This is a genomic window from Pseudoalteromonas sp. NZS71 (assembly GCF_015864715.1).
Lineage (GTDB): Bacteria > Pseudomonadota > Gammaproteobacteria > Enterobacterales > Alteromonadaceae > Pseudoalteromonas > Pseudoalteromonas arctica.
Window position 1 is genome coordinate 39,058 of sequence record NZ_JADYWS010000029.1, and the last position, 19,058, is coordinate 58,115.

25 protein-coding genes are annotated in these 19,058 nt (G+C 40.6%); 21 read left to right on the forward strand and 4 right to left on the reverse strand.

Going from position 1 to position 19,058, the window contains the following annotated elements; translation table 11 throughout:
- The first annotated feature begins 9 nt into the window (after positions 1–9).
- From I6E85_RS17085 to I6E85_RS17095, 3 genes are all read left to right on the forward strand, one after another.
- Positions 10–3,588, forward strand: a complete 3,579-nt coding sequence (locus I6E85_RS17085; RefSeq protein WP_197237177.1) for a M1 family aminopeptidase — start codon at positions 10–12, stop codon at positions 3,586–3,588.
- A gap of 183 nt (positions 3,589–3,771) precedes the next feature.
- Positions 3,772–4,083 (forward strand): Bor family protein, encoded by a 312-nt coding sequence (locus I6E85_RS17090; RefSeq protein ID WP_024591365.1) that lies wholly within the window; start codon positions 3,772–3,774, stop codon positions 4,081–4,083.
- On the forward strand, positions 4,080–4,415 hold the full coding sequence (locus tag I6E85_RS17095; protein ID WP_024591364.1) for a hypothetical protein: 336 nt from the start codon (positions 4,080–4,082) through the stop codon (positions 4,413–4,415). Before I6E85_RS17090 ends, I6E85_RS17095 begins: the two co-directional genes overlap by 4 nt.
- 54 nt (positions 4,416–4,469) lie before the next feature.
- On the opposite strand, the gene I6E85_RS17100 is transcribed toward I6E85_RS17095, so the two are convergent.
- From I6E85_RS17100 to I6E85_RS17115, 4 genes are all read right to left on the reverse strand, one after another.
- Positions 4,470–5,156 carry a TorF family putative porin gene (locus tag I6E85_RS17100; RefSeq protein ID WP_024591363.1) on the reverse strand — a complete coding sequence of 229 codons (687 nt, stop codon included), beginning with the start codon at positions 5,154–5,156 and terminating at the stop codon, positions 4,470–4,472.
- Positions 5,157–5,433: 277 nt separating this feature from the next.
- Positions 5,434–6,597 (reverse strand): hypothetical protein, encoded by a 1,164-nt coding sequence (locus I6E85_RS17105; protein ID WP_024591362.1) that lies wholly within the window; start codon positions 6,595–6,597, stop codon positions 5,434–5,436.
- 155 nt (positions 6,598–6,752) lie between these two features.
- Positions 6,753–6,953 (reverse strand): helix-turn-helix transcriptional regulator, encoded by a 201-nt coding sequence (locus I6E85_RS17110; RefSeq protein WP_024591361.1) that lies wholly within the window; start codon positions 6,951–6,953, stop codon positions 6,753–6,755.
- A gap of 8 nt (positions 6,954–6,961) precedes the next feature.
- Positions 6,962–7,387: a hypothetical protein gene (locus I6E85_RS17115; RefSeq protein ID WP_024608095.1), complete on the reverse strand. Its 426-nt coding sequence runs from the start codon at positions 7,385–7,387 to the stop codon at positions 6,962–6,964.
- Between the two features lie 233 nt (positions 7,388–7,620).
- Here I6E85_RS17115 and I6E85_RS17120 point away from each other — a divergent pair, with 233 nt between their 5' ends.
- The 18 genes from I6E85_RS17120 (at position 7,621) to rplQ (ending at position 18,340) form a co-directional block, all read left to right on the forward strand.
- Positions 7,621–9,591, forward strand: a complete 1,971-nt coding sequence (locus I6E85_RS17120) for an AsmA family protein (protein WP_197237178.1) — start codon at positions 7,621–7,623, stop codon at positions 9,589–9,591.
- Positions 9,592–9,864: 273 nt separating this feature from the next.
- A complete protein-coding gene (gene rplN / locus I6E85_RS17125) occupies positions 9,865–10,233 on the forward strand; it encodes a 50S ribosomal protein L14 (protein WP_002959498.1) in 369 nt (122 codons plus the stop codon).
- Positions 10,234–10,243: 10 nt separating this feature from the next.
- Positions 10,244–10,558, forward strand: a complete 315-nt coding sequence (gene rplX / locus I6E85_RS17130) for a 50S ribosomal protein L24 (protein WP_002959496.1) — start codon at positions 10,244–10,246, stop codon at positions 10,556–10,558.
- Positions 10,559–10,574: 16 nt separating this feature from the next.
- Positions 10,575–11,114 carry a 50S ribosomal protein L5 gene (gene rplE, locus I6E85_RS17135; RefSeq protein WP_010554915.1) on the forward strand — a complete coding sequence of 180 codons (540 nt, stop codon included), beginning with the start codon at positions 10,575–10,577 and terminating at the stop codon, positions 11,112–11,114.
- A gap of 10 nt (positions 11,115–11,124) precedes the next feature.
- Positions 11,125–11,430, forward strand: a complete 306-nt coding sequence (rpsN, locus tag I6E85_RS17140; RefSeq protein ID WP_010554914.1) for a 30S ribosomal protein S14 — start codon at positions 11,125–11,127, stop codon at positions 11,428–11,430.
- Between the two features lie 21 nt (positions 11,431–11,451).
- A complete protein-coding gene (rpsH, locus tag I6E85_RS17145; protein ID WP_007584660.1) occupies positions 11,452–11,844 on the forward strand; it encodes a 30S ribosomal protein S8 in 393 nt (130 codons plus the stop codon).
- A gap of 13 nt (positions 11,845–11,857) precedes the next feature.
- Positions 11,858–12,391, forward strand: a complete 534-nt coding sequence (gene rplF / locus I6E85_RS17150; RefSeq protein ID WP_002959488.1) for a 50S ribosomal protein L6 — start codon at positions 11,858–11,860, stop codon at positions 12,389–12,391.
- Positions 12,392–12,400: 9 nt separating this feature from the next.
- Positions 12,401–12,751: a 50S ribosomal protein L18 gene (gene rplR, locus I6E85_RS17155; protein ID WP_002959486.1), complete on the forward strand. Its 351-nt coding sequence runs from the start codon at positions 12,401–12,403 to the stop codon at positions 12,749–12,751.
- Positions 12,752–12,760: 9 nt separating this feature from the next.
- Positions 12,761–13,267 carry a 30S ribosomal protein S5 gene (gene rpsE / locus I6E85_RS17160; protein ID WP_002959485.1) on the forward strand — a complete coding sequence of 169 codons (507 nt, stop codon included), beginning with the start codon at positions 12,761–12,763 and terminating at the stop codon, positions 13,265–13,267.
- 2 nt (positions 13,268–13,269) lie between these two features.
- Positions 13,270–13,452 carry a 50S ribosomal protein L30 gene (gene rpmD, locus I6E85_RS17165; RefSeq protein ID WP_002959482.1) on the forward strand — a complete coding sequence of 61 codons (183 nt, stop codon included), beginning with the start codon at positions 13,270–13,272 and terminating at the stop codon, positions 13,450–13,452.
- A 4-nt stretch (positions 13,453–13,456) separates the two neighbouring features.
- Positions 13,457–13,891 (forward strand): 50S ribosomal protein L15, encoded by a 435-nt coding sequence (gene rplO / locus I6E85_RS17170; protein ID WP_002959480.1) that lies wholly within the window; start codon positions 13,457–13,459, stop codon positions 13,889–13,891.
- 10 nt (positions 13,892–13,901) lie between these two features.
- Positions 13,902–15,230: a preprotein translocase subunit SecY gene (gene secY, locus I6E85_RS17175; protein ID WP_007584663.1), complete on the forward strand. Its 1,329-nt coding sequence runs from the start codon at positions 13,902–13,904 to the stop codon at positions 15,228–15,230.
- Positions 15,231–15,252: 22 nt separating this feature from the next.
- On the forward strand, positions 15,253–15,366 hold the full coding sequence (rpmJ, locus tag I6E85_RS17180) for a 50S ribosomal protein L36 (RefSeq protein ID WP_002959476.1): 114 nt from the start codon (positions 15,253–15,255) through the stop codon (positions 15,364–15,366).
- 124 nt (positions 15,367–15,490) lie between these two features.
- The gene (rpsM, locus tag I6E85_RS17185; protein ID WP_007584664.1) at positions 15,491–15,847 is read left to right on the forward strand and encodes a 30S ribosomal protein S13; all 357 of its coding nucleotides are present in this window, start codon (positions 15,491–15,493) and stop codon (positions 15,845–15,847) included.
- Between the two features lie 12 nt (positions 15,848–15,859).
- On the forward strand, positions 15,860–16,246 hold the full coding sequence (gene rpsK / locus I6E85_RS17190; protein ID WP_002959471.1) for a 30S ribosomal protein S11: 387 nt from the start codon (positions 15,860–15,862) through the stop codon (positions 16,244–16,246).
- A gap of 21 nt (positions 16,247–16,267) precedes the next feature.
- Positions 16,268–16,888: a 30S ribosomal protein S4 gene (gene rpsD / locus I6E85_RS17195; protein WP_002959461.1), complete on the forward strand. Its 621-nt coding sequence runs from the start codon at positions 16,268–16,270 to the stop codon at positions 16,886–16,888.
- Positions 16,889–16,912: 24 nt separating this feature from the next.
- Positions 16,913–17,899, forward strand: coding sequence for a DNA-directed RNA polymerase subunit alpha (gene rpoA / locus I6E85_RS17200; protein WP_002959452.1), 987 nt, complete (start codon positions 16,913–16,915; stop codon positions 17,897–17,899).
- Positions 17,900–17,938: 39 nt separating this feature from the next.
- On the forward strand, positions 17,939–18,340 hold the full coding sequence (rplQ, locus tag I6E85_RS17205; RefSeq protein WP_002959450.1) for a 50S ribosomal protein L17: 402 nt from the start codon (positions 17,939–17,941) through the stop codon (positions 18,338–18,340).
- Positions 18,341–19,058 lie beyond the last annotated feature (718 nt).

Sequence of the window (19,058 nt, forward strand, 5' to 3'; positions counted from 1 at the left end):
GGGGGCGCTATGTTTTTTAATATGCTCGCGTTTGAGCTGCGCTATTTTGTGCGTCAGCCTTCGTTTTATGTGACCTCATTAATATTCTTTTTTATGGCGTTTTTTATAAGCTCCAGTAGTAAGTTTCCGTTAGGTGGGGCGAATGTTCATATGAACTCGCCTTTCTCTATTATGCTTTTAACCGTTACATTTTGTACACTCGCTATGTTTTTAGTGGTTAACTTTGTTGCCAGCTCTGCTATTCGCAACAGTGAAAGCAAAATGGATGGGCTGGTTTTTAGTAAGCCCGTTAATCCTCTTGCTTATCAATCAGGACGTTTTTTTGGTGCTTACTTGGTTGTGCTAGTTGTTTTTTTAACTGTGCCATTAGGCGTGTTTTTGGGATCTCAATTTGGCTTGTTGGTTGGCTGGCTTGATAGTGAGCTAGTAGGCCCTAATAAGTTTATATATTACGCAGCGCCTTTTTTATATTTAGCAATACCCAGCTTACTGGTACTCAGTGCTATTTTTAATAGTGTGGCGGTCTATTTTAAAACCATGATGGCGGTATATGTAACGGCCGTAGTGATTTATATAACCTACCAATTGGCGAGTATCTATTTTGATGATTTAGCGTTTAGGAATATTGTTGTTTACGCAGATCCATTCGGCCTCGGTTCGTTAATTGACTTAACCCGTTACTGGACTGTAAGTGATAAAAATACCGAAGTGTTAACGCTCTCGGGCGATTTTTTAATTAACCGTATTTTATGGGTAGCAATAAGTTTAGCGATGTTTTTTGGCCTCGGAAAGTTAGGTAATCGCGTAGTAAGTAAAAAACAGAAAAAGCAATTTGCTGTCTCAACGTTTGTAAAAAATAAACAAGCAGCACTTATTAGCAGCGCTAAAAATTACAAGTCAAAAGGGGGGAATACGCAATCGCAATTAGTAATGCGCAGCTTATTTGAACTTAAGCAGGTTATATTAAGTGCCCCTTTTATGATTTTAGCGGGTGTCAGTATTACTATGTTACTCGCACCACTCTTTGCGCCTATTGGCGCGTATGGCACAACAGATTGGCCGCTTACACAAAACATGGTGGGCATTATTCAAAACTCCTCCGCTTTGTTTATGTTTATCATTATTGCTTATTACAGCGCAGAGCTGGTTTGGCGAGAACGCCACAGTGGTATGGGTGATATTGTTGACAGTTTCCCGGTGCATAACAGTGTGTTTTGGGTATCTAAAATTATTGCGTTAATCACTGCAGTTTGTGGTCTTTATTTAGTAGGCATGATGTTTACCATTGCAGTGCAACTGTTTAAGGGGCAATTTAACCTAGAGCTTGGCCAGTACTTATTTAGGTTGGGTTACCTTACATTACTGCCTTTTATTATGATGGCTATATTGGCGTTCTTTTTACAAATAATTAGCCCTAATAAATACATAGGTATGGGTTTATTTATTCTGTATTACATTGCTCAAATGGTAATGGGTGCTTACGGGTTTGAGCATCATATGTATCATTTTTCTCAAAGCAGTAGCGTACCTTATTCAGATATAAACGGTTATGGACATTTTTTACAAGGCGCGCATTGGTATACCCTATATTGGGGGGCATTGAGTGTGTTTTTAGCTATTGTAGGGTTTGCTTTATGGCATCGCGGCCCGTCGCAAACATTGCGTACTCGTTTATCTTTAGTACGTTACAACATGTCTTTAAAAGGCCAGATTGCAGCCGTTATAAGTTTATTGGTATTTGTGGGCGCGGGTTATAACATTTATTACAACACCCGTGTAATCAACGAGTTTGTAACAAGTGATGATAACGAAGCGCTACAAGTAAGGTATGAGCAAGAGTTTTCACAATACAAAGACTTGCCACTGCCTATAATAACTGATGTTGATTTAAACATTGATATTTATCCTAAAAAGCGTGCTTTAAATGCCGTGGCTAAAATTAAGTTTACCAATACCGCAAACGAGCCAATAACCCGTGTGTTAATTAATGAGCCTAGCCAATCTAAAAGCTGGGATGTAAAAATGGCGGGCGGAAAAATAGTAGAGCGTTTAACCGATTTTGGCATGGTATGGTTTGAGTTTGAACAACCGCTAATGCCTAATGAAGTACGCGAAGGTGAGCTTTTAGTTTCTCGTGAACACGACGGTTTTGTTGATAGAAGATCTGATACTCAACTCGTGCACAACGGTACATTTGTAAATAATGGAGAATTATTACCAAATTTTGGTTATCAAAAGTATTTTCAAATTGCCGATAAGTATGAGCGCCGCAAGCACGATTTACCTGAACTTGAGCGCGCACATAAACTAGAAGACAGCCGCTATTATACGCAAAATGAGTTTGGGCCTGCTAATGGCTTTATAAACTATAAGGCAACGGTAACCACCGATGAGTCACAATTTGCTATTACACCAGGTTACTTAAAAAGTGAGAGTGTAAAAGACGGGCGCCGTACTTTTGTTTATGAAATGGATGCTCCAATTATAAATTTTTACTCTGTGCTTTCGGCAGAGCTTGAAAGTAAAAAAGTTGAGCATAACGGTGTAAATATTGAGGTGTACTACCACAAAGATCATGCATGGAATGTTGACCGCATGATTGAGTCAGTTCAAGACTCAATAGATTACTACACACAAGCCTTTGGCCCGTATCAGCATAAGCAGTTACGTATTATTGAGTTTCCTAAGTATCGCTCGTTTGCGCAAAGTTTTGCCAATACGGTGCCTTACTCTGAAAGTATTGGTTTTATTACAGACTTAAGAGATGAGAATAAAGTTGACCTACCTTACTATGTAACCGCACATGAAGTTGCGCACCAATGGTGGGGGCATCAAGTTTCGGGGGCTAATGTAGAGGGCAGTGCTGTTATTTCTGAAACACTTTCGCAATACAGTGCGCTAATGGTGCTAAGAAAACGCTTTGGCGCCGAGAAGCTTCGTAAATTCTTAAAGTACGAGCTAGATAAATACTTAATGGGCCGTACAGGTGAAGCCTTTGAAGAAATGCCGCTATATAAAACGCAGGGTCAGCTGTATCTTCACTATAATAAAGGCTCAGTTGCGATGATGGCTTTGTATGACCGCTTAGGCGAAAAACGCTTAAATGCCGCACTTAAAGCATTTTTGAATGAGTTTAAATACCAATCAACGCCATACCCAACCACACTTGATTTACTCAGTTATTTAAAGCGAGATGCAACACAAGCTGAACAACGTTTTATTGATGATCAGTTTAAATATATAACGCTTTATGAGCTTGAAATGAAAGAAGTGTCGGTTACAGATGATGTTGATAGCGAAGGTTTTTATACGGTAACACTGAGCGTTGAAGCAACTAAGCAGCATGCCGATGGACAAGGTGAAGAAACCGAGCAGCCGCTCGATGAGCTAATTGATATTGCATTATTTAGCGACGACCCTGAAAACTTACTAGCTGAAGACTTTGTTATTTACTCGCAAAAGCATCAAATAGTGTCTGGTACCAATACTATTGAGCTAAAAGTAAAAGAAAAACCATTATTTGCGGGGGTAGATCCTTACATTAAGCTGGTCGACAAAGACAGTAAAAATAATTTAGCTAAATTCTGACGTCTATTTATTTACTAACCACTTAAGTTTACTACTTTAAGGGCCGCATTTATGCGGCCTTTATGTGTAATAAACTGTATAAAACTTCATAGCGTTTCTACATATTCCCCACAGCTTTTTACGCTAATATTTTATGTTCTCTTATAAAGTTACCTTACTGGTATTTAGTTTATAAGGAAGAGTATGAAACCATTAATTATAGGGGCGATAGCATTAAGCCTCAGTGCTTGTTCTGCGGTAACCATTCAGCCACAGGCAACAGCAAAAATAACGAGCCAAGCTAATTTCGAAGATAGCCGCCCATTTTATTTATGGGGGGTAGTGGGTGAGCAGCGGGTAGACGTAAAACAAATATGTTCAAATACACCGGTTATTCAAATGCAGTCACAACAAACGTTTAGCGATGGAGCGCTGAGTTTAATTACGCTTGGAATATACTCGCCCCATACCATTAAAGTGTGGTGCCAAGAGCAAATACTAGGGGAGACATTATGAGCATCAAGCTATTTGCAGCCGGTTGCACACTGATTATTTTAACGGGGTGTACAAATATTTACTTTGATAACGGTATACAGAGCAAAGTAAGCAATAAAACGCTAAAAAGCTCACAGTGGCATCATAATTTTGCACTTGCGTTGTACGAGGGATCAGAGCCGTTAGATTTAACAACACATTGCCCACAAGGGGAGTGGCAAAGCGTTCATACGTATAAATCGTTTACTAATGGTTTAGCTGAGGTGGTTGTGAATCAAATCGGCCCAGCTTGGTACCCTAAAACAGTAGAAGTACAATGTAATAAGGTACCATTTAAAGCAAAACAGCTATAAAACGAGAAAAGGGCCAAAAGGCCCTTCGTGTCGCAGCAAGTAACACATTCTTTCTTATAAATTAAAGTCTACAGAATAAGCAACGTAAGCTTTAATATCTGAATCATCCATATCTGTATCAGATAAACCAAAAGTGAAACCATCTTTCGAAATTGATACACCGTAATCTAGAATATTGTCATCACCAATAAAGTCACCAGAGTAATGGCCTAAGTGAAGTGCCATTTCAGTGCCGTTACTGCCAACAGCAAAACCGTAGTCAGCTGTGAGGTAAAGTGAATCACCAAAGTCTGTACCATCACCACTTGCAGCTGATGTTGCAAGTACTGAAGCACCAAAGGTAAAGCCTTCAACACTGATGCTACCGTAAATTTCAGAGAAATCTGCGTCTGCTTCAGAAGCTGCGTCTGGGTAAGCGTAATAAATATAACCAACATCGTAGCTAACACTTTCGTTAATATCGCCACCAAAGCCTGCATATAAGTCAAGCTCATAGGTCATTTCATCGGCCCACGATGCGTTTGAAGCCCAAGTACCTGCATAAAAGCCCGATTCATTGGCGTAATCAATACCGCCTGAAATAGCTGCATCGCCCCCAGTTTGCTCTTGACCACGCCATAAGTAGTTTGATGTTGCCGCTGCATTAGCAGTTACTTCAGCATGTACGGCTGTTGACGTTAAAGATGTTGCGCCCATTAATGCTATAGCACTTATAGCGATGGTTTTTTTTAGTTTTAGCATGTCCATTTCCCGTTATATGATTTTTGCTCGCCAAGGTTTTTATTATGTAATCGGAACCTTTAGGCTGACGGCTTTTTATTGTTTAACTAACGGGATAATTGCACTGTATGTGCCAGCTTCATTATTTTTTATTAAAAATTATTTTTTATTTATTAAAAACATGAGCTTGAATTTTATGAATAGGGTGGGGATATAACATGAAGGAAGATGTTGCGCACACTGCTGGTGCATAAATTAACCTAGCCGCACCATAAAAGTACGGCTAAATTAGAAGGTTTTAGCCGAATATAGTGCGCATAAGGCTAATTGTTTCGTTTACGCTGCGACCTTTTTGTACTTCACTCACAATTGAATCACGTTTACTGCGAATGTGTTCAGGAATATCGTCAGCAGCAAGAGCACGGTCTACTAAAATTTCTGCAGACTCTTTACCTCTACGCTGAGTTTTACCTGTTGTAGTTGTAGTACGTTTAGGCTTGGTTAGCAGTTTAATGTAGTTAGAGTTATCTGGTGTTTTAGCATCAGCGTAGTGAAAGAAACATGGAATTAATGCTTTAATAGCAACCAATTGTTCTTCTAACTCGTTACTAGGTTTAGCCATTTTGTACCATGACATAGCTTGAATACCTTTTACGATATCTTGCCAGTAACGTTCAAAATCACTATTTTTAAGTTTAGAAACACCAAGGGCACCACATAATGCATCTAATCGATTATTTGTAATCGGAGTAAATAAATCAGGGCGACGCATTGCAAGCAGTCGTGTTGCAGGCGCAAGTGTTGGTTTTTCGTTGTTGTCGGTAAATATTTTTGAATAAGCAGCAACAAATTGTTGATACTCATATTGAGTAATATCACCTTCAAGTGGAATATTCACTAGTGCATCGTCAAAAGCACCTGGTAAATCACCAAGCATTTGATGGAAGCTCTTTGCACTTTTTGTAGATGCAAACCATTCAACGTCAAAGTTGTATGTGCTTGGATCAAGTGATGCCATGTGCTTACCGCTAAACGCAAGTAAGTCTTCAGGAATCATATCTTTAAGAGACTGTTCACGAATGCTTTTAATGTAGTCTACCAAACGAAGCTGTTCATCAAGTGCAATAACGTCTTTGTGTTGTTCTACAAATACACTTACAACAGGCCACGGAGCAATACGTAAAGTTTTAACCTGTAAAAAGCTGATAGCTGAAATAAGCTGATCGTGTAGCTTCTTAAGTACTGGTAACTGCTGTGGCTCTAGCAAATCGTAGTTCATACGATCTCTGCTTGCACTTAGCAATTCGTAACACCAAGGTAAAAAATCATCAGGGTGGTTTTCTACTTTCACGGCCATAAGGTTAAGGCTTAACTCTGAAGATTGCTTCAGAATGTTCTGATAGATTTGATTTTCTTGTTCGCCTAGCGTCATTTTTGACGGTGAAATTAGCAGTTTTTTCATGCCTTGTAGAATCTCCGGTTTAGATATATATTTTTTTGCTGGTCTATTTTAGCGCAATTACGCTAATAACAACAGCGCTGTCCTCCATACGTTGTAATTGAAGTGACTAAATCGGTATTTTTGCTAATAAAATGAGACTAATGCTTTAACATGTATCAATCATTTTCATCCAGTACAAAGAGGCTTTCGACTGAGGTATTAAAATGCTTTGCTATTTTTAGAGCAATTATTACCGACGGCGTAAACCGGTTTGTTTCTACGGTACTTATTGTTTTGCGCGACACGTTAATAGCATCAGCAAGTTCTTGCTGTGAAAGCCCAGCTTCTTTTCGATACTTTGCTATGTTATTTTGCATTTCCTCTCCTAATCACGATTTTGCCAAAGCAATGAAGCGCCATATACCAAGAGCATGATACCTAGGTAGAATATTGCCATAGTTGCATGCGAGACCTCGCTAGCTATTTCATCGCCATTATAAAAAACTCCAAGAAGGCAAAATACAAATGCAAAACTTAAATGTTTATAGGCATTAGTATCAATGGTGTTTAGAAACTCATCTTTATAAGCGTATTGAAAATACATTTTTAACGGAAAGCCCCCTTTAATGAGGTAAATAATCACTATAACTACATAAAAAGAAACGCCCAATCCAACAAATAATAACCCTTCGTTATCGTGCTTTATTAGTGAGTAAACACTGAGAAGTAAACAAACCATGGCTGTGCTTATACTAAGCCATATATTTTGACTCATAAACTTTTCTTCAGTTTTAATATCCTGTTGTTTCATAATATTCATCCTGTAATAGTATTTGATATTTTGTAACCTCTGGGTATCAATGTAATCTTGGGGTATCACCGGGTCAATATTTATTTGTAACCTAAAGGTATCAAAATGTTTCAGGAAAGATTCATATAGAACAGGTAAAATGGTTTTAGTGGCTTTTTTACATCAACTACAATGATTTTAAGGCTAACACTCGCTATGATAAGAGCATTATTTGCACGTTTGAAAGGACGATCATGAAAACCTTACTTAAAATTGTAGGTGTAATACTTTTACTATGTATAGCACTAATTGTTGCCGCACCGTTTTTAATTCCTACTGATACTATTTTTAATAAAGTGTCGCAGCAGGTAGAACAAACAACTGGGCGCACTCTTACTATTAAAGGTGATAAAACACTTAGCGTATTCCCTGCATTAAAGTTAGAACTTAACGACGTGCATTTTGCAAATATGGAATCAGGTTCGCGCGCCGATATGGCGAGTATGAAACAGCTTGCTGTACACATACCTTGGTTTTCATTATTTGGTGGTGAGTTTAAATTAGATAAGTTTGTTATAAATGAACCAAATATCCTATTAGAAACTGACAAAAATGGTAAAGCTAATTGGCAGTTGTTTGATGCAGTTGCAGAGCAACCTAAAGAGCAAAGCCAATCAGGTGAAGCGATAAAGCTTCCAGATAACTTTGATATTGAGTTAGGTGAGGTTGCTATTTATGGCGGCACATTTACTTATCTAGATGGTCTAACAGGTGCTAAGCAACAAATTAGTGATTTAGAACTCGCTATTTTACTTCCATCACTTCGTAAAACATTAGAAGTAAAAGGGGGTATTACTTATATGCAGGAGCGTTTTGAGCTTGATATAAAATTAGATACTCCTGCTAAAGCAATTGAAGGTGCTACTTTTAATGTTAAACAAACCTTAGATTCTCGTTTAGTTGATCTAACGTTCGAAGGGAGCATCGCTGGGCAAGGCCAAGATATTAAAGGTCAGTTATCACTAAGCGGTGAGTCAGTTAAAAGTATTGCGAAATGGCAAGGTGTAGAGTTAGACGCTAAAGACAATGCTTTTAACGCATTTAGTGTAAACGGTAAAATGCACCTAGCAGGTGAGAAATTTAATTTAGAAGATTTAGTTGCGACGTTAGACGCATTGGAAATAAAAGGTAAGAGCGAGCTTAACCTAGGTAAGCGTTTAGCTGTAAATGCTGATATTGATTTAGGTATGCTTGATTTAAACCCGTACCTACCTGAAGCAGTAGCAAAACAAGAAGAGCCAGTAGAGCAAAATGATAAACCTGCAGAGCCAATAGTATGGGATGACACTAAAATTGATCTAAGTGCGTTAAATTCACTAGATGCGAATGTAGTTATTCGTTCAAGTGGATTAAAAGCTAACGATATTAAGTTGGGCGCCAATCAATTTACTGTTGCTTTAAAAAATAGCGTTGCAAAACTAAGCCTAGATAGCTTTTCTGCTTATGAAGGGTCAGGTAAAGGCGTTATTAATGTAAACGCACAACAAGTGCCTTATAAAATATCAACTAACTTTGACTTAGCTGGTATAGATGCACAGCCTTTATTAACTGATGCGGCAGGTTTTGACAAGCTAATGGGTAAGGGTTCTTTAAATTGGAACCTAAACACAACTGGCCAAAGTCAAAAGTCGTTTATTGGTGCGCTTAACGGAAAACTTGGATTTGAGTTTGCTGATGGAGCTGTAAAAGGTGCGAATATAGCTGAGATGGTTCGTAAAGGTAAGGAACTCATTTCAGGAAACTTTGGTGCTGCGTCTGAAGGGCTGGATACCGGGTTTGAAGAATCAGAGCAAACAGATTTCTCTGCACTAACGGGAAGTTTTAACTTTACTAATGGTGTTGGTAAAAATACTGATTTATCACTTATTAGCCCACTCGTTAGAATATCAGGTGAAGGCGATGTTGATTTACTGCAAACAACAGTTAATTACCGTTTGGTTACAGGCATAGTTGGATCAATCGAAGGACAGGGGACCACTGATGACAGCACTGGTTTTAAAATACCACTACGTATAAAAGGGCCTTTCCACGATGTTGGTATAAAGCTTGATGTAGGCAATGCGCTTAAAGATGAAGCTAAGCAGAAGGTTGATGAGGCAAAAGAAAAAGCCAAAGACAAAGCAAAGGATAAGATTAAAGATAAATTAAAAGGTTTATTCGGTTAATCATCTATAGTCAAAACAAACAAGGCACTTATATAGTGCCTTGTTTGTTTTGTAACCACCTGTAAAATAGCTACATAGCCGTAATTACTCAACTTTAATAACCGTACGCTCTAAATTAATTAAAAAATAACCTATCACTACCCCCTCAATGCTGGTACAATTGCCCGCCCTTAAGAGACAACTCGTTTGTTTTTTGATTGGGATTTAATCGAAATGTCTGATTTTTAAACGAATTTTAGACACGTTGTAATTACTACACCGGAGGTCATTAACATGATCCAAATGCAAACTCAGCTGGAAGTTGCTGATAACAGCGGCGCTCGCAAAGTGCAGTGTATAAAAGTCCTTGGTGGTTCACACCGTCGCTACGCAGCGATTGGCGACATCATTAAAGTTTCTGTAAAAGAAGCTATTCCTCGCGGTAAAGTGAAGAAAGGTGATGTTAAAAACGCGGTAGTTGTGCGTACCAGAAAAGGTGTTCGCCGTCCAGATGGTTCTTTGATCCGTTTTGACAGCAACGCGGCTGTTATCTTAAATGATAACTTGCAGCCAATTGGTACACGTATTTTCGGCCCTGTGACTCGCGAACTTCGTAATGATAAGTTCATGAAAATCGTTTCACTAGCCCCAGAAGTACTGTAAGGAGCCAATCATGGCAGCAAAAATACGTCGTGATGACGAAGTAATCGTACTAGCAGGTAAAGACAAAGGTAAGCGCGGAAAAGTGCTTTCAGTTGTTACTGAATCTGGTCGAATCTTTGTCGAAGGCATAAACTTGATCAAGAAACACCAAAAGCCGGTTCCACAATTGAACCAAGCTGGCGGCATTGTTGAGAAAGAAGCATCTATGGATGCATCAAACGTTGCGATCTTCAACTCGGAAACGAGTAAAGCTGATCGTGTAGGTTTCAAGATTGAAGATGGTAAGAAATTACGTATCTTTAAATCTACTGGTAAAACTATCTAATAGTTGGAGTAGAATGATGGCGAAACTGCATGAAGTATATAAAGACAAAGTAGTTGCGGAACTTCAAGAGAAGTTTGGTTTCAGCTCTGTCATGCAAGTCCCTCAGATCGAAAAGATCACATTGAATATGGGCGTGGGCGAAGCCCTAGCTGACAAGAAGATTTTAGATAACGCAGTAGCGGATCTAGCAGCAATCTCTGGTCAGAAACCTCTAATCACTAAAGCACGCAAATCTGTTGCTGGCTTCAAAGTGCGTGAAGGTTACCCGATTGGTTGTAAAGTAACCCTACGCGGCGAGCGTATGTGGGACTTTTTTGAGCGTTTGGTATCAATCGCTATCCCACGTATTCGTGACTTCCGTGGCGTAAGTGCTAAGTCTTTTGATGGACGTGGCAACTACAGCATGGGCGTACGTGAACAAATCATCTTCCCAGAAATCGATTACGATAAAGTAGACCGTGTACGCGGTATGGATATTACTATCACTACTTCTGCGAAATCTGATGAGGAAGGCCGTGCGTTGTTAGAAGCGTTTAACTTCCCATTTAAGAAATAAGGGTAGGGTTATGGCAAAGAATTCTATGAAAGCGCGCGAAGCAAAGCGCACAAAACTAGTTGCTCAGTTCGCTGAAAAGCGCGCGGCACTAAAAGCTATCATCAGTGATGTTAATACATCTGAAGATGATCGTTGGGACGCGGTACTTAAGCTACAAGCTTTACCTCGTGATTCTAGCCCTGCACGTCAACGTAATCGTTGTAACATTACGGGCCGCCCACATGGTTTCCTTCGCAAATTCGGCATGAGCCGTATTAAAGTTCGCGAAGCAGCTATGCGCGGTGAAATTCCTGGCCTTAAAAAGGCTAGCTGGTAATAGAATCATGGGAGTAAGACTATGAGCTTGCAAGATCCTATCGCGGATTTGTTTACACGAATTCGTAACGGTCAATCAGCGAAGAAAGTATCTGTAACGATGCCAACTTCAAAGCTGAAAGTAGCATTAGCTAAAGTACTAAAAGACGAAGGTTATATCGTAGATTTCGCCGTTAACGGTGAAACTAAACCTGAGCTTTCTATCGAGTTGAAGTACTTCGAAGGCAAAGCTGTAATTGAAAATATCCAGCGTGTAAGTCGCCCTGGTCTACGTATCTATAAGAAACGTGACCAATTACCTAAGGTAATGGGTGGTCTTGGTATCGCTATCGTATCAACTTCTAAAGGCCTAATGACAGACCGCACAGCACGTAGTGCTGGTGTTGGTGGTGAAATCATTGGTTTTGTAGCTTAATCGGAGGGGAACTATGTCTCGCATAGCAAAGGCACCAATTACTGTTCCTGCCGGTGTAGAAGTTACATTAAAAGGCCAGGAAATCACAGTTAAAGGCAAAAACGGTGAACTTACTCGTACTATCAACAACGCTGTTGAAGTACAAGTTAATGACAACGTTATTACTACTTTACCTCGTGATGGCGTAGCTAATGCATGGGCTCAAGCAGGTACTGCTCGCGCTCTAATCAACAACATGGTTGTTGGTACGCATGAAGGTTACGAGAAGAAACTTCAGTTAGTAGGCGTGGGTTACCGTGCTGCAGCTAAGGGTAAAACATTAGATTTAACTCTTGGCTTCTCACACCCAGTTAATTTCGCAGTTCCTGAAGGAATTACGATTGAAACTCCAAGCCAAACAGAAGTTCTAGTTAAGGGCGTAGATAAGCAGTTAGTTGGTCAAACAGCTGCTAACATTCGTGCATACCGTAAACCTGAGCCTTATAAAGGTAAGGGTGTTCGTTATTCAGATGAGAATGTACGCCGTAAAGAGGCTAAGAAGAAGTAAGGTAAGACGATGGATAAAAAAACAGCTCGTCTACGTCGTGCTAAACGCACTCGTAGAAATTATATTGAACAAGGCACAACGCGTCTTGTTATCCACCGCACGCCACGTCACATATACGCTCAAGTAGTAAATGCTGAGGGTAATGTACTGGCTGCTGCTTCTACTGTTGAAAAGGCTATTAGCGAAACAGTTAAAGGCACCGGTAACGTTGAAGCTGCGCAAGCAGTTGGCAAAGCGGTTGCTGAACGTGCGGCTGACAAAGGCATCGAAAAGATTGCTTTTGATCGCAGTGGCTTTAAATATCACGGCCGTGTGAAGGCGCTAGCTGATGCTGCGCGTGAAGCCGGTTTGCAATTCTAGGAGTAGACTATGGCTAACGTAGAAGCAAAGCAACAACAGCCTGATCTAGCTGAAAAGCTAATCGCGGTGAACCGTGTGTCTAAAGTAGTTAAAGGTGGTCGTATCTTTAGCTTTACTGCACTAACTGTAGTTGGTGATGGCGCAGGTAAAGTAGGTTTCGGTTATGGTAAAGCACGTGAAGTTCCAGCTGCTATTCAAAAAGCAATGGAAAAAGCACGTCGTAACATGATCAACGTAGACCTAAATGGCAACACATTACAGCATCCTGTTAAGGGACGTCATGCTGGCTCACTAGTGTTCATGAAACCAGCATCTGAAGGTACTGGTATCATTGCAGGTGGTGCTATGCGTGCAGTACTAGAAGTTACTGGTGTGCAGAACGTACTTTCTAAATGTTACGGTTCTACTAACCCGATCAACGTGGTACGTGCAACGATTTCGGCTCTTGAGAATATGAATTCTCCACAGTCAATCGCTGCTAAACGTGGCCTTCGCGTAGACGAAATACTGGGGTAACCATGGCAAATCAAACTGTAAAAGTAACACAAGTAAAAAGCTCTATCGGTCGTTTACCGAAACATAAAGCTACATTACGCGGTCTTGGTTTACGTCGTATCAACCACACTGTTGAGTTAGAAGACACAGCATGTGTACGTGGTATGATAAACAAGGTTTCTTACATGGTTAAGGTAGAGGGTTAATTCGATGCATTTGAATACACTTTCACCTGCTGCAGGTTCAAAAACTGCTCCAAAACGTGTTGGTCGTGGTATCGGTTCTGGTCTAGGTAAGACTGGCGGCCGTGGTCACAAAGGTCAAAAATCACGTTCTGGCGGCAAAGTACGCGTTGGTTTTGAAGGCGGTCAAATGCCTATGCAACGTCGTCTACCTAAATTTGGTTTTACTTCTCGCAAATCTTTAGTATCTGCAGAAATAAACCTTTTTGAAATCGCTAAAGTAGAAGGCGATGTGGTAGACCTAAGCGCGTTACAAGCAGCTGGTCTAGTTAAAAAGAACGTTCTTTTCGTTAAAGTTGTTAAATCTGGCGAAGTTTCACGCGCTGTTACCGTTAAAGGCCTTAAAGCCTCTAAAGGTGCTCGCGAAGCTATTGAAGCTGCCGGAGGCAAGGTAGAAGACTAAGGAAGTACTAATGGCTAAACCAGGTCAAGATACAAAAAGTGCACAAGGTGGACTTTCGGAATTGAAGCGCCGATTACTCTTCGTATTGGGTGCTATCATAATTTACCGTCTAGGTTCATTTGTGCCGATCCCTGGGATTGACGCCGCTGTACTTGCCGATTTCTTCGAGCAACAAAAGGGCACCATTGTTGAGATGTTCAACATGTTCAGTGGTGGTGCACTTGAGCGAGCTTCAGTGTTAGCACTGGGTATTATGCCGTATATCTCGGCTTCGATTATTACGCAACTATTAACGCATATGTATCCTCCGTTTATAGAGCTTAAGAAAGAAGGTGAGCAAGGGCGTAAAAAAATTAGCCAGTACACACGCTATGGCACGCTTGTGCTAGCTACTATTCAATCAATCGGTATTGCTTCTAGCTTACCGGGCATGATGGAGGGGTTAGTTGTTAACCCTGGTATGGGTTTCTATTTCACCGCAGTGGTGAGTTTAGTAACTGGTACTATGTTCCTTATGTGGTTGGGTGAACAAATAACAGAGCGCGGTATCGGTAACGGTATCTCTGTTCTAATATTTGTTGGTATTGTAGCTAACTTGCCGTCTGCTATTGGTTCGACAGTCGAAATGGCGCGCCAAGGTGATTTGAATGTTTTTGTACTGTTGATGGTTGCGGTAATCGTATTCGCTGTTACTTATCTTGTAGTGTTTTTCGAACGTGGACAACGTCGTATTGTTGTTAACTACGCTAAACGCCAACAAGGTCGTCAAGTATTTGCTGCTCAAAGCACGCATTTACCACTAAAAGTAAATATGGCGGGTGTTATTCCACCAATCTTCGCTAGCAGTATAATTCTGTTCCCTGGTACAATTGCTAGCTGGTTCGGCCAAGGTGAAGGTCCAGTCGCTGATGTATTACAAGCTGTTGCTACTACGTTGACCCCAGGTCAACCGTTGTACTCACTTGTTTTAGCTGCGGCTATTATCTTCTTCTGCTTTTTCTACACAGCGTTGGTTTTTAACCCACGTGAAACAGCAGATAACCTTAAGAAATCTGGCGCATTTATCCCAGGTATTCGTCCAGGTGAGCAGACATCTAAATACATTGATAAAGTGATGACACGCCTGACATTGGCAGGTGCTTTGTATATAACCTTTATCTGTCTGGTGCCTGAATTCATGACGATGGCGTGGCAAACGCCATTCTACTTCGGCGGTACATCAGTTTTGATTATCGTTGTAGTGATCATGGACTTTATGGCACAAGTACAGACTCACCTGATGTCTCATCAGTATGATTCTGTGCTGAAAAAAGCGAACCTTAAAGGCTACGGTCGATAAGGTCAGTTTACGGAGTTGAGCAATGAAAGTACGTGCTTCCGTTAAGAAAATATGCCGTAACTGTAAAGTTATTAAACGTGCTGGTGTAGTACGCGTAATTTGCAGTGAGCCTAAGCATAAGCAAAGGCAAGGTTAAGTAAACAGCGTGCAGGCTGAGTTTTCTCGGCCTGTGTTTTTAGTAGTAATTTGGTCTTCGTTTGAGTATCCTTACGGGCTTTTCAAACAGATGATTACCAAATTCGAATATAGGAGATGTGTTAGTGGCCCGTATTGCTGGCATTAACGTCCCTGATCATAAACATGCAGTTATTGGTTTAACAGCTATTTATGGCATAGGTAAGACTCGCTCTAAGGCTATCTTAGTAGCGACTGGTATCGCCGAAACCACAAAAATCGGTGAACTTTCAGACGAAATTCTTGACGTACTGCGTGATGCAGTTGGCAAGTACACTGTTGAAGGTGATCTTCGTCGTGAAGTTACTTTAAATATCAAGCGCCTTATGGACCTTGGTTGTTATCGTGGCCTACGTCACCGTCGCTCTTTACCACTACGTGGTCAAAGAACTAAGACTAACGCGCGCACCCGCAAGGGTCCTCGTAAGCCTATTAAGCGATAAGGGGATAGTATTATGGCTAAGACACCAATTCGTCGTAAAAAGGTTAAAAAACAAGTTGCTGATGGTATGGCTCATGTTCATGCGTCTTTCAACAACACTATTGTAACGATTACCGACCGTCAAGGTAATGCACTATCATGGGCTACTGCCGGTGGTTCAGGTTTCCGTGGTTCACGTAAATCTACACCATTTGCTGCTCAAGTTGCTGCAGAGCGTGCAGGTACTGCTGCTCAAGAATACGGTTTAAAAAATCTAGAAGTTTTCATCAAAGGTCCAGGTCCAGGTCGTGAATCTGCTGTACGTGCTTTGAATGCTGCTGGTTACCGTATTACCAACATAACTGACGTGACGCCAATACCACATAATGGTTGTCGTCCACCGAAGAAACGTCGCGTTTAACAATAGGTTAGGAGAAATAACATGGCAAGATATTTGGGCCCTAAGCTCAAGCTGAGTCGTCGTGAAGGTACTGACCTGTTCCTTAAGAGCGGCGTAAGAGCTATCGACTCTAAGTGTAAACTTGAGACTGCACCTGGTCAGCACGGCGCTCGTAAAGGTCGCTTATCTGATTACGGTTTACAATTACGTGAAAAGCAAAAAGTACGTCGTATCTACGGTGTACTAGAAAAGCAATTCCGTAACTACTACAAAGAAGCTGCTCGCCTTAAAGGCAACACAGGTGAAAACTTGTTACAGCTTTTAGAGCAACGTTTAGACAATGTTGTATATCGCATGGGTTTTGCTAGCACACGTGCTGAAGCACGCCAGTTAGTAAGCCATAAAGCGATTCTAGTTAATGGTCGTGTTGTGAACATTCCTTCATACGTAATTACTCCAGAAGATACTGTTGTAATCCGTGAGAAGTCTAAGACACAAGCACGTATCATCGCTGCTCTAGAGTTGGCTGAGCAACGTGAAAAGCCGACTTGGGTTGAAGTTGACGGTAAGAAACTGGAAGGCAGCTTCAAGCGCCTACCTGAGCGTTCAGATTTGTCTGCGGACATTAATGAACAACTAATCGTCGAACTTTACTCTAAGTAAAGTTAAGAGTTAAGAGAGGATAACATGCAGGGTTCTGTTACAGAATTTCTAAAACCAAGGTTAGTCGACATCGACGCTATCAACCCAACGCGTTCTAAAATAGTTTTAGAACCATTAGAGCGTGGCTTTGGTCATACTCTGGGTAATGCTTTACGCCGTATATTACTTTCATCTATGCCTGGATGTGCAGTAACTGAAGTTGAAATCGACGGTGTTTTACATGAGTACAGCGCGAAAGAAGGCGTTCAAGAAGACATCATTGAAATACTATTAAACCTTAAGGGTTTAGCAGTAACGTTAGAAGGCAAAGATGAAGTTTTTCTGACCCTGACTAAATCTGGTGTAGGCCCTGTTACTGCGGCTGATATTCAGCACGATGGCGATGTAACAATTGCTAATCCAGATCACGTTATTTGTAATTTAACTACAAATAACAGCGAGATCAGCATGCGTATTCGTGTTGAACGCGGTCGTGGTTATGTGCCGGCATCTAGTCGTTTATCCTCTGATGACGATGAGCGTCCAATTGGTAGATTGTTGCTTGATGCATCATTTAGCCCAGTTGAACGTATTGCGTACTCGGTTGAATCAGCTCGAGTTGAGCAACGTACAGATTTAGACAAGTTAATCATTGATATGGAAACAAACGGCACTTTAGATCCAGAAGAAGCGATCCGCCGTGCGTCTACTATCTTAGCTGAGCAATTAGATGCATTCGTAGATTTACGTGATGTAACTGAGCCAGAAGAGAAAGAAGAGAAGCCAGAATTCGATCCTATTCTACTTCGTCCAGTTGATGATCTTGAATTAACAGTACGCTCAGCAAATTGTTTGAAAGCCGAGCAAATTCAATATATCGGTGATTTAGTTCAGCGCACTGAAGTTGAGCTTCTTAAAACGCCTAATTTAGGTAAGAAGTCTCTAACTGAAATTAAAGACGTGCTAGCTTCACGTGGACTTTCTCTGGGCATGCGCCTAGAAAATTGGCCACCTGCAAGTTTAGCTGAATAATCTAAATCACTATATTAGTTTAGTTAGAAGGATAGGGTCATGCGCCATCGTAAGAGTGGTCGTCAATTAAACCGTAACAGTAGCCATCGTAAAGCGATGTTTAGCAATATGGCAGGTTCTTTGGTGAAACATGAAATCATCAAAACTACTTTGCCTAAAGCGAAAGAGTTACGTCGTGTAATTGAACCTTTAATCACACTGGCTAAGACTGACAGTGTAGCAAATCGCCGTTTAGCGTTTGCTCGCACGCGTGATAATGAAGTTGTTGGTAAATTATTCAGTGAAATCGGTCCACGTAACGCGGATCGTCCAGGTGGTTACACTCGTATTCTTAAGTGTGGCTTCCGTACTGGTGATAATGCACCAATGGCTTATATTGAACTAGTTGGTCGCCCAGCGACTAGCGAAGCAGTTCAAGAAGACGCACAGTCTGCAGAGTAAGTCTTAAAGAAACCTAAAAGCCGAGCCTATGCTCGGCTTTTTCTTGCCTAAAATTTGCCAAACAATATGAACCAGTAATTACCTTCTATTATGGGCACTGACTCATAGATTCTGAATTGATAAGTTGTTTTGACAGCTGCTTTAATAGCTCTACCTAATTACTCTTTATTTACCATTCATTCAAAATAGCCTATCAGATTCTAGTTAAAGATCATTTCCACTATATATTGTGATTTACAGCTATTAATAATACCGCCGCGAATTGAGCTACAATTAGAGCAATCCCTAACGAAGTTTCTACTTATACAGCTGATTAAAAGATATAACGTGCGCACTCTTATCAATATACCGGCACTAAGAACCTCAGAGTAAAGTTAACCATTACGGCCTAAGTAAACTTCCTCCTATAATATGTAAAACTATTATTAAACATAGGCTGATCAATTCAATTATCAGCTTTTGATTAATTTAAATGATTTGTAGCAATACGACTCTTGCTCTATTGATTGTTTTTCCGCATCGATGATCGAAATGTGTCTCTACCCGTTAGTAGTTGCCACAACTTTCATTTCAAATAGCTCTATGAACCTATTAATAATGGTAGTTTAGTTGTGTTTTTGAGCGTTTAGCTCAAATACTCAGCGAACAGCACATTATTTCAAGTTTTCTTCAAAAAAGGGTTGATCTGTTTTCGGATCTCCCTATAATGCGACCCCAC

What these genes read in the sequence shown, in the direction of transcription:
- I6E85_RS17090 (WP_024591365.1), top strand. Translation starts at nt 3,772, where the DNA reads ATGAAACCATTAATTATAGGGGCGATAGCATTAAGCCTCAGTGCTTGT.
- I6E85_RS17105 (WP_024591362.1), bottom strand. Translation starts at nt 6,597, where the DNA reads ATGAAAAAACTGCTAATTTCACCGTCAAAAATGACGCTAGGCGAACAA.
- rpsD (WP_002959461.1), top strand. Translation starts at nt 16,268, where the DNA reads ATGGCAAGATATTTGGGCCCTAAGCTCAAGCTGAGTCGTCGTGAAGGT.
- rpsK (WP_002959471.1), top strand. Translation starts at nt 15,860, where the DNA reads ATGGCTAAGACACCAATTCGTCGTAAAAAGGTTAAAAAACAAGTTGCT.
- I6E85_RS17115 (WP_024608095.1), bottom strand. Translation starts at nt 7,387, where the DNA reads ATGAAACAACAGGATATTAAAACTGAAGAAAAGTTTATGAGTCAAAAT.
- rpsE (WP_002959485.1), top strand. Translation starts at nt 12,761, where the DNA reads ATGGCTAACGTAGAAGCAAAGCAACAACAGCCTGATCTAGCTGAAAAG.
- rpsH (WP_007584660.1), top strand. Translation starts at nt 11,452, where the DNA reads ATGAGCTTGCAAGATCCTATCGCGGATTTGTTTACACGAATTCGTAAC.
- rplO (WP_002959480.1), top strand. Translation starts at nt 13,457, where the DNA reads ATGCATTTGAATACACTTTCACCTGCTGCAGGTTCAAAAACTGCTCCA.
- rpsN (WP_010554914.1), top strand. Translation starts at nt 11,125, where the DNA reads ATGGCAAAGAATTCTATGAAAGCGCGCGAAGCAAAGCGCACAAAACTA.
- I6E85_RS17085 (WP_197237177.1), top strand. Translation starts at nt 10, where the DNA reads ATGTTTTTTAATATGCTCGCGTTTGAGCTGCGCTATTTTGTGCGTCAG.
- I6E85_RS17120 (WP_197237178.1), top strand. Translation starts at nt 7,621, where the DNA reads ATGAAAACCTTACTTAAAATTGTAGGTGTAATACTTTTACTATGTATA.
- rpmJ (WP_002959476.1), top strand. Translation starts at nt 15,253, where the DNA reads ATGAAAGTACGTGCTTCCGTTAAGAAAATATGCCGTAACTGTAAAGTT.
- I6E85_RS17110 (WP_024591361.1), bottom strand. Translation starts at nt 6,953, where the DNA reads ATGCAAAATAACATAGCAAAGTATCGAAAAGAAGCTGGGCTTTCACAG.
- I6E85_RS17095 (WP_024591364.1), top strand. Translation starts at nt 4,080, where the DNA reads ATGAGCATCAAGCTATTTGCAGCCGGTTGCACACTGATTATTTTAACG.
- rplR (WP_002959486.1), top strand. Translation starts at nt 12,401, where the DNA reads ATGGATAAAAAAACAGCTCGTCTACGTCGTGCTAAACGCACTCGTAGA.
- secY (WP_007584663.1), top strand. Translation starts at nt 13,902, where the DNA reads ATGGCTAAACCAGGTCAAGATACAAAAAGTGCACAAGGTGGACTTTCG.
- rplQ (WP_002959450.1), top strand. Translation starts at nt 17,939, where the DNA reads ATGCGCCATCGTAAGAGTGGTCGTCAATTAAACCGTAACAGTAGCCAT.
- rpmD (WP_002959482.1), top strand. Translation starts at nt 13,270, where the DNA reads ATGGCAAATCAAACTGTAAAAGTAACACAAGTAAAAAGCTCTATCGGT.
- rplF (WP_002959488.1), top strand. Translation starts at nt 11,858, where the DNA reads ATGTCTCGCATAGCAAAGGCACCAATTACTGTTCCTGCCGGTGTAGAA.
- I6E85_RS17100 (WP_024591363.1), bottom strand. Translation starts at nt 5,156, where the DNA reads ATGCTAAAACTAAAAAAAACCATCGCTATAAGTGCTATAGCATTAATG.
- rplN (WP_002959498.1), top strand. Translation starts at nt 9,865, where the DNA reads ATGATCCAAATGCAAACTCAGCTGGAAGTTGCTGATAACAGCGGCGCT.
- rplX (WP_002959496.1), top strand. Translation starts at nt 10,244, where the DNA reads ATGGCAGCAAAAATACGTCGTGATGACGAAGTAATCGTACTAGCAGGT.
- rplE (WP_010554915.1), top strand. Translation starts at nt 10,575, where the DNA reads ATGGCGAAACTGCATGAAGTATATAAAGACAAAGTAGTTGCGGAACTT.
- rpoA (WP_002959452.1), top strand. Translation starts at nt 16,913, where the DNA reads ATGCAGGGTTCTGTTACAGAATTTCTAAAACCAAGGTTAGTCGACATC.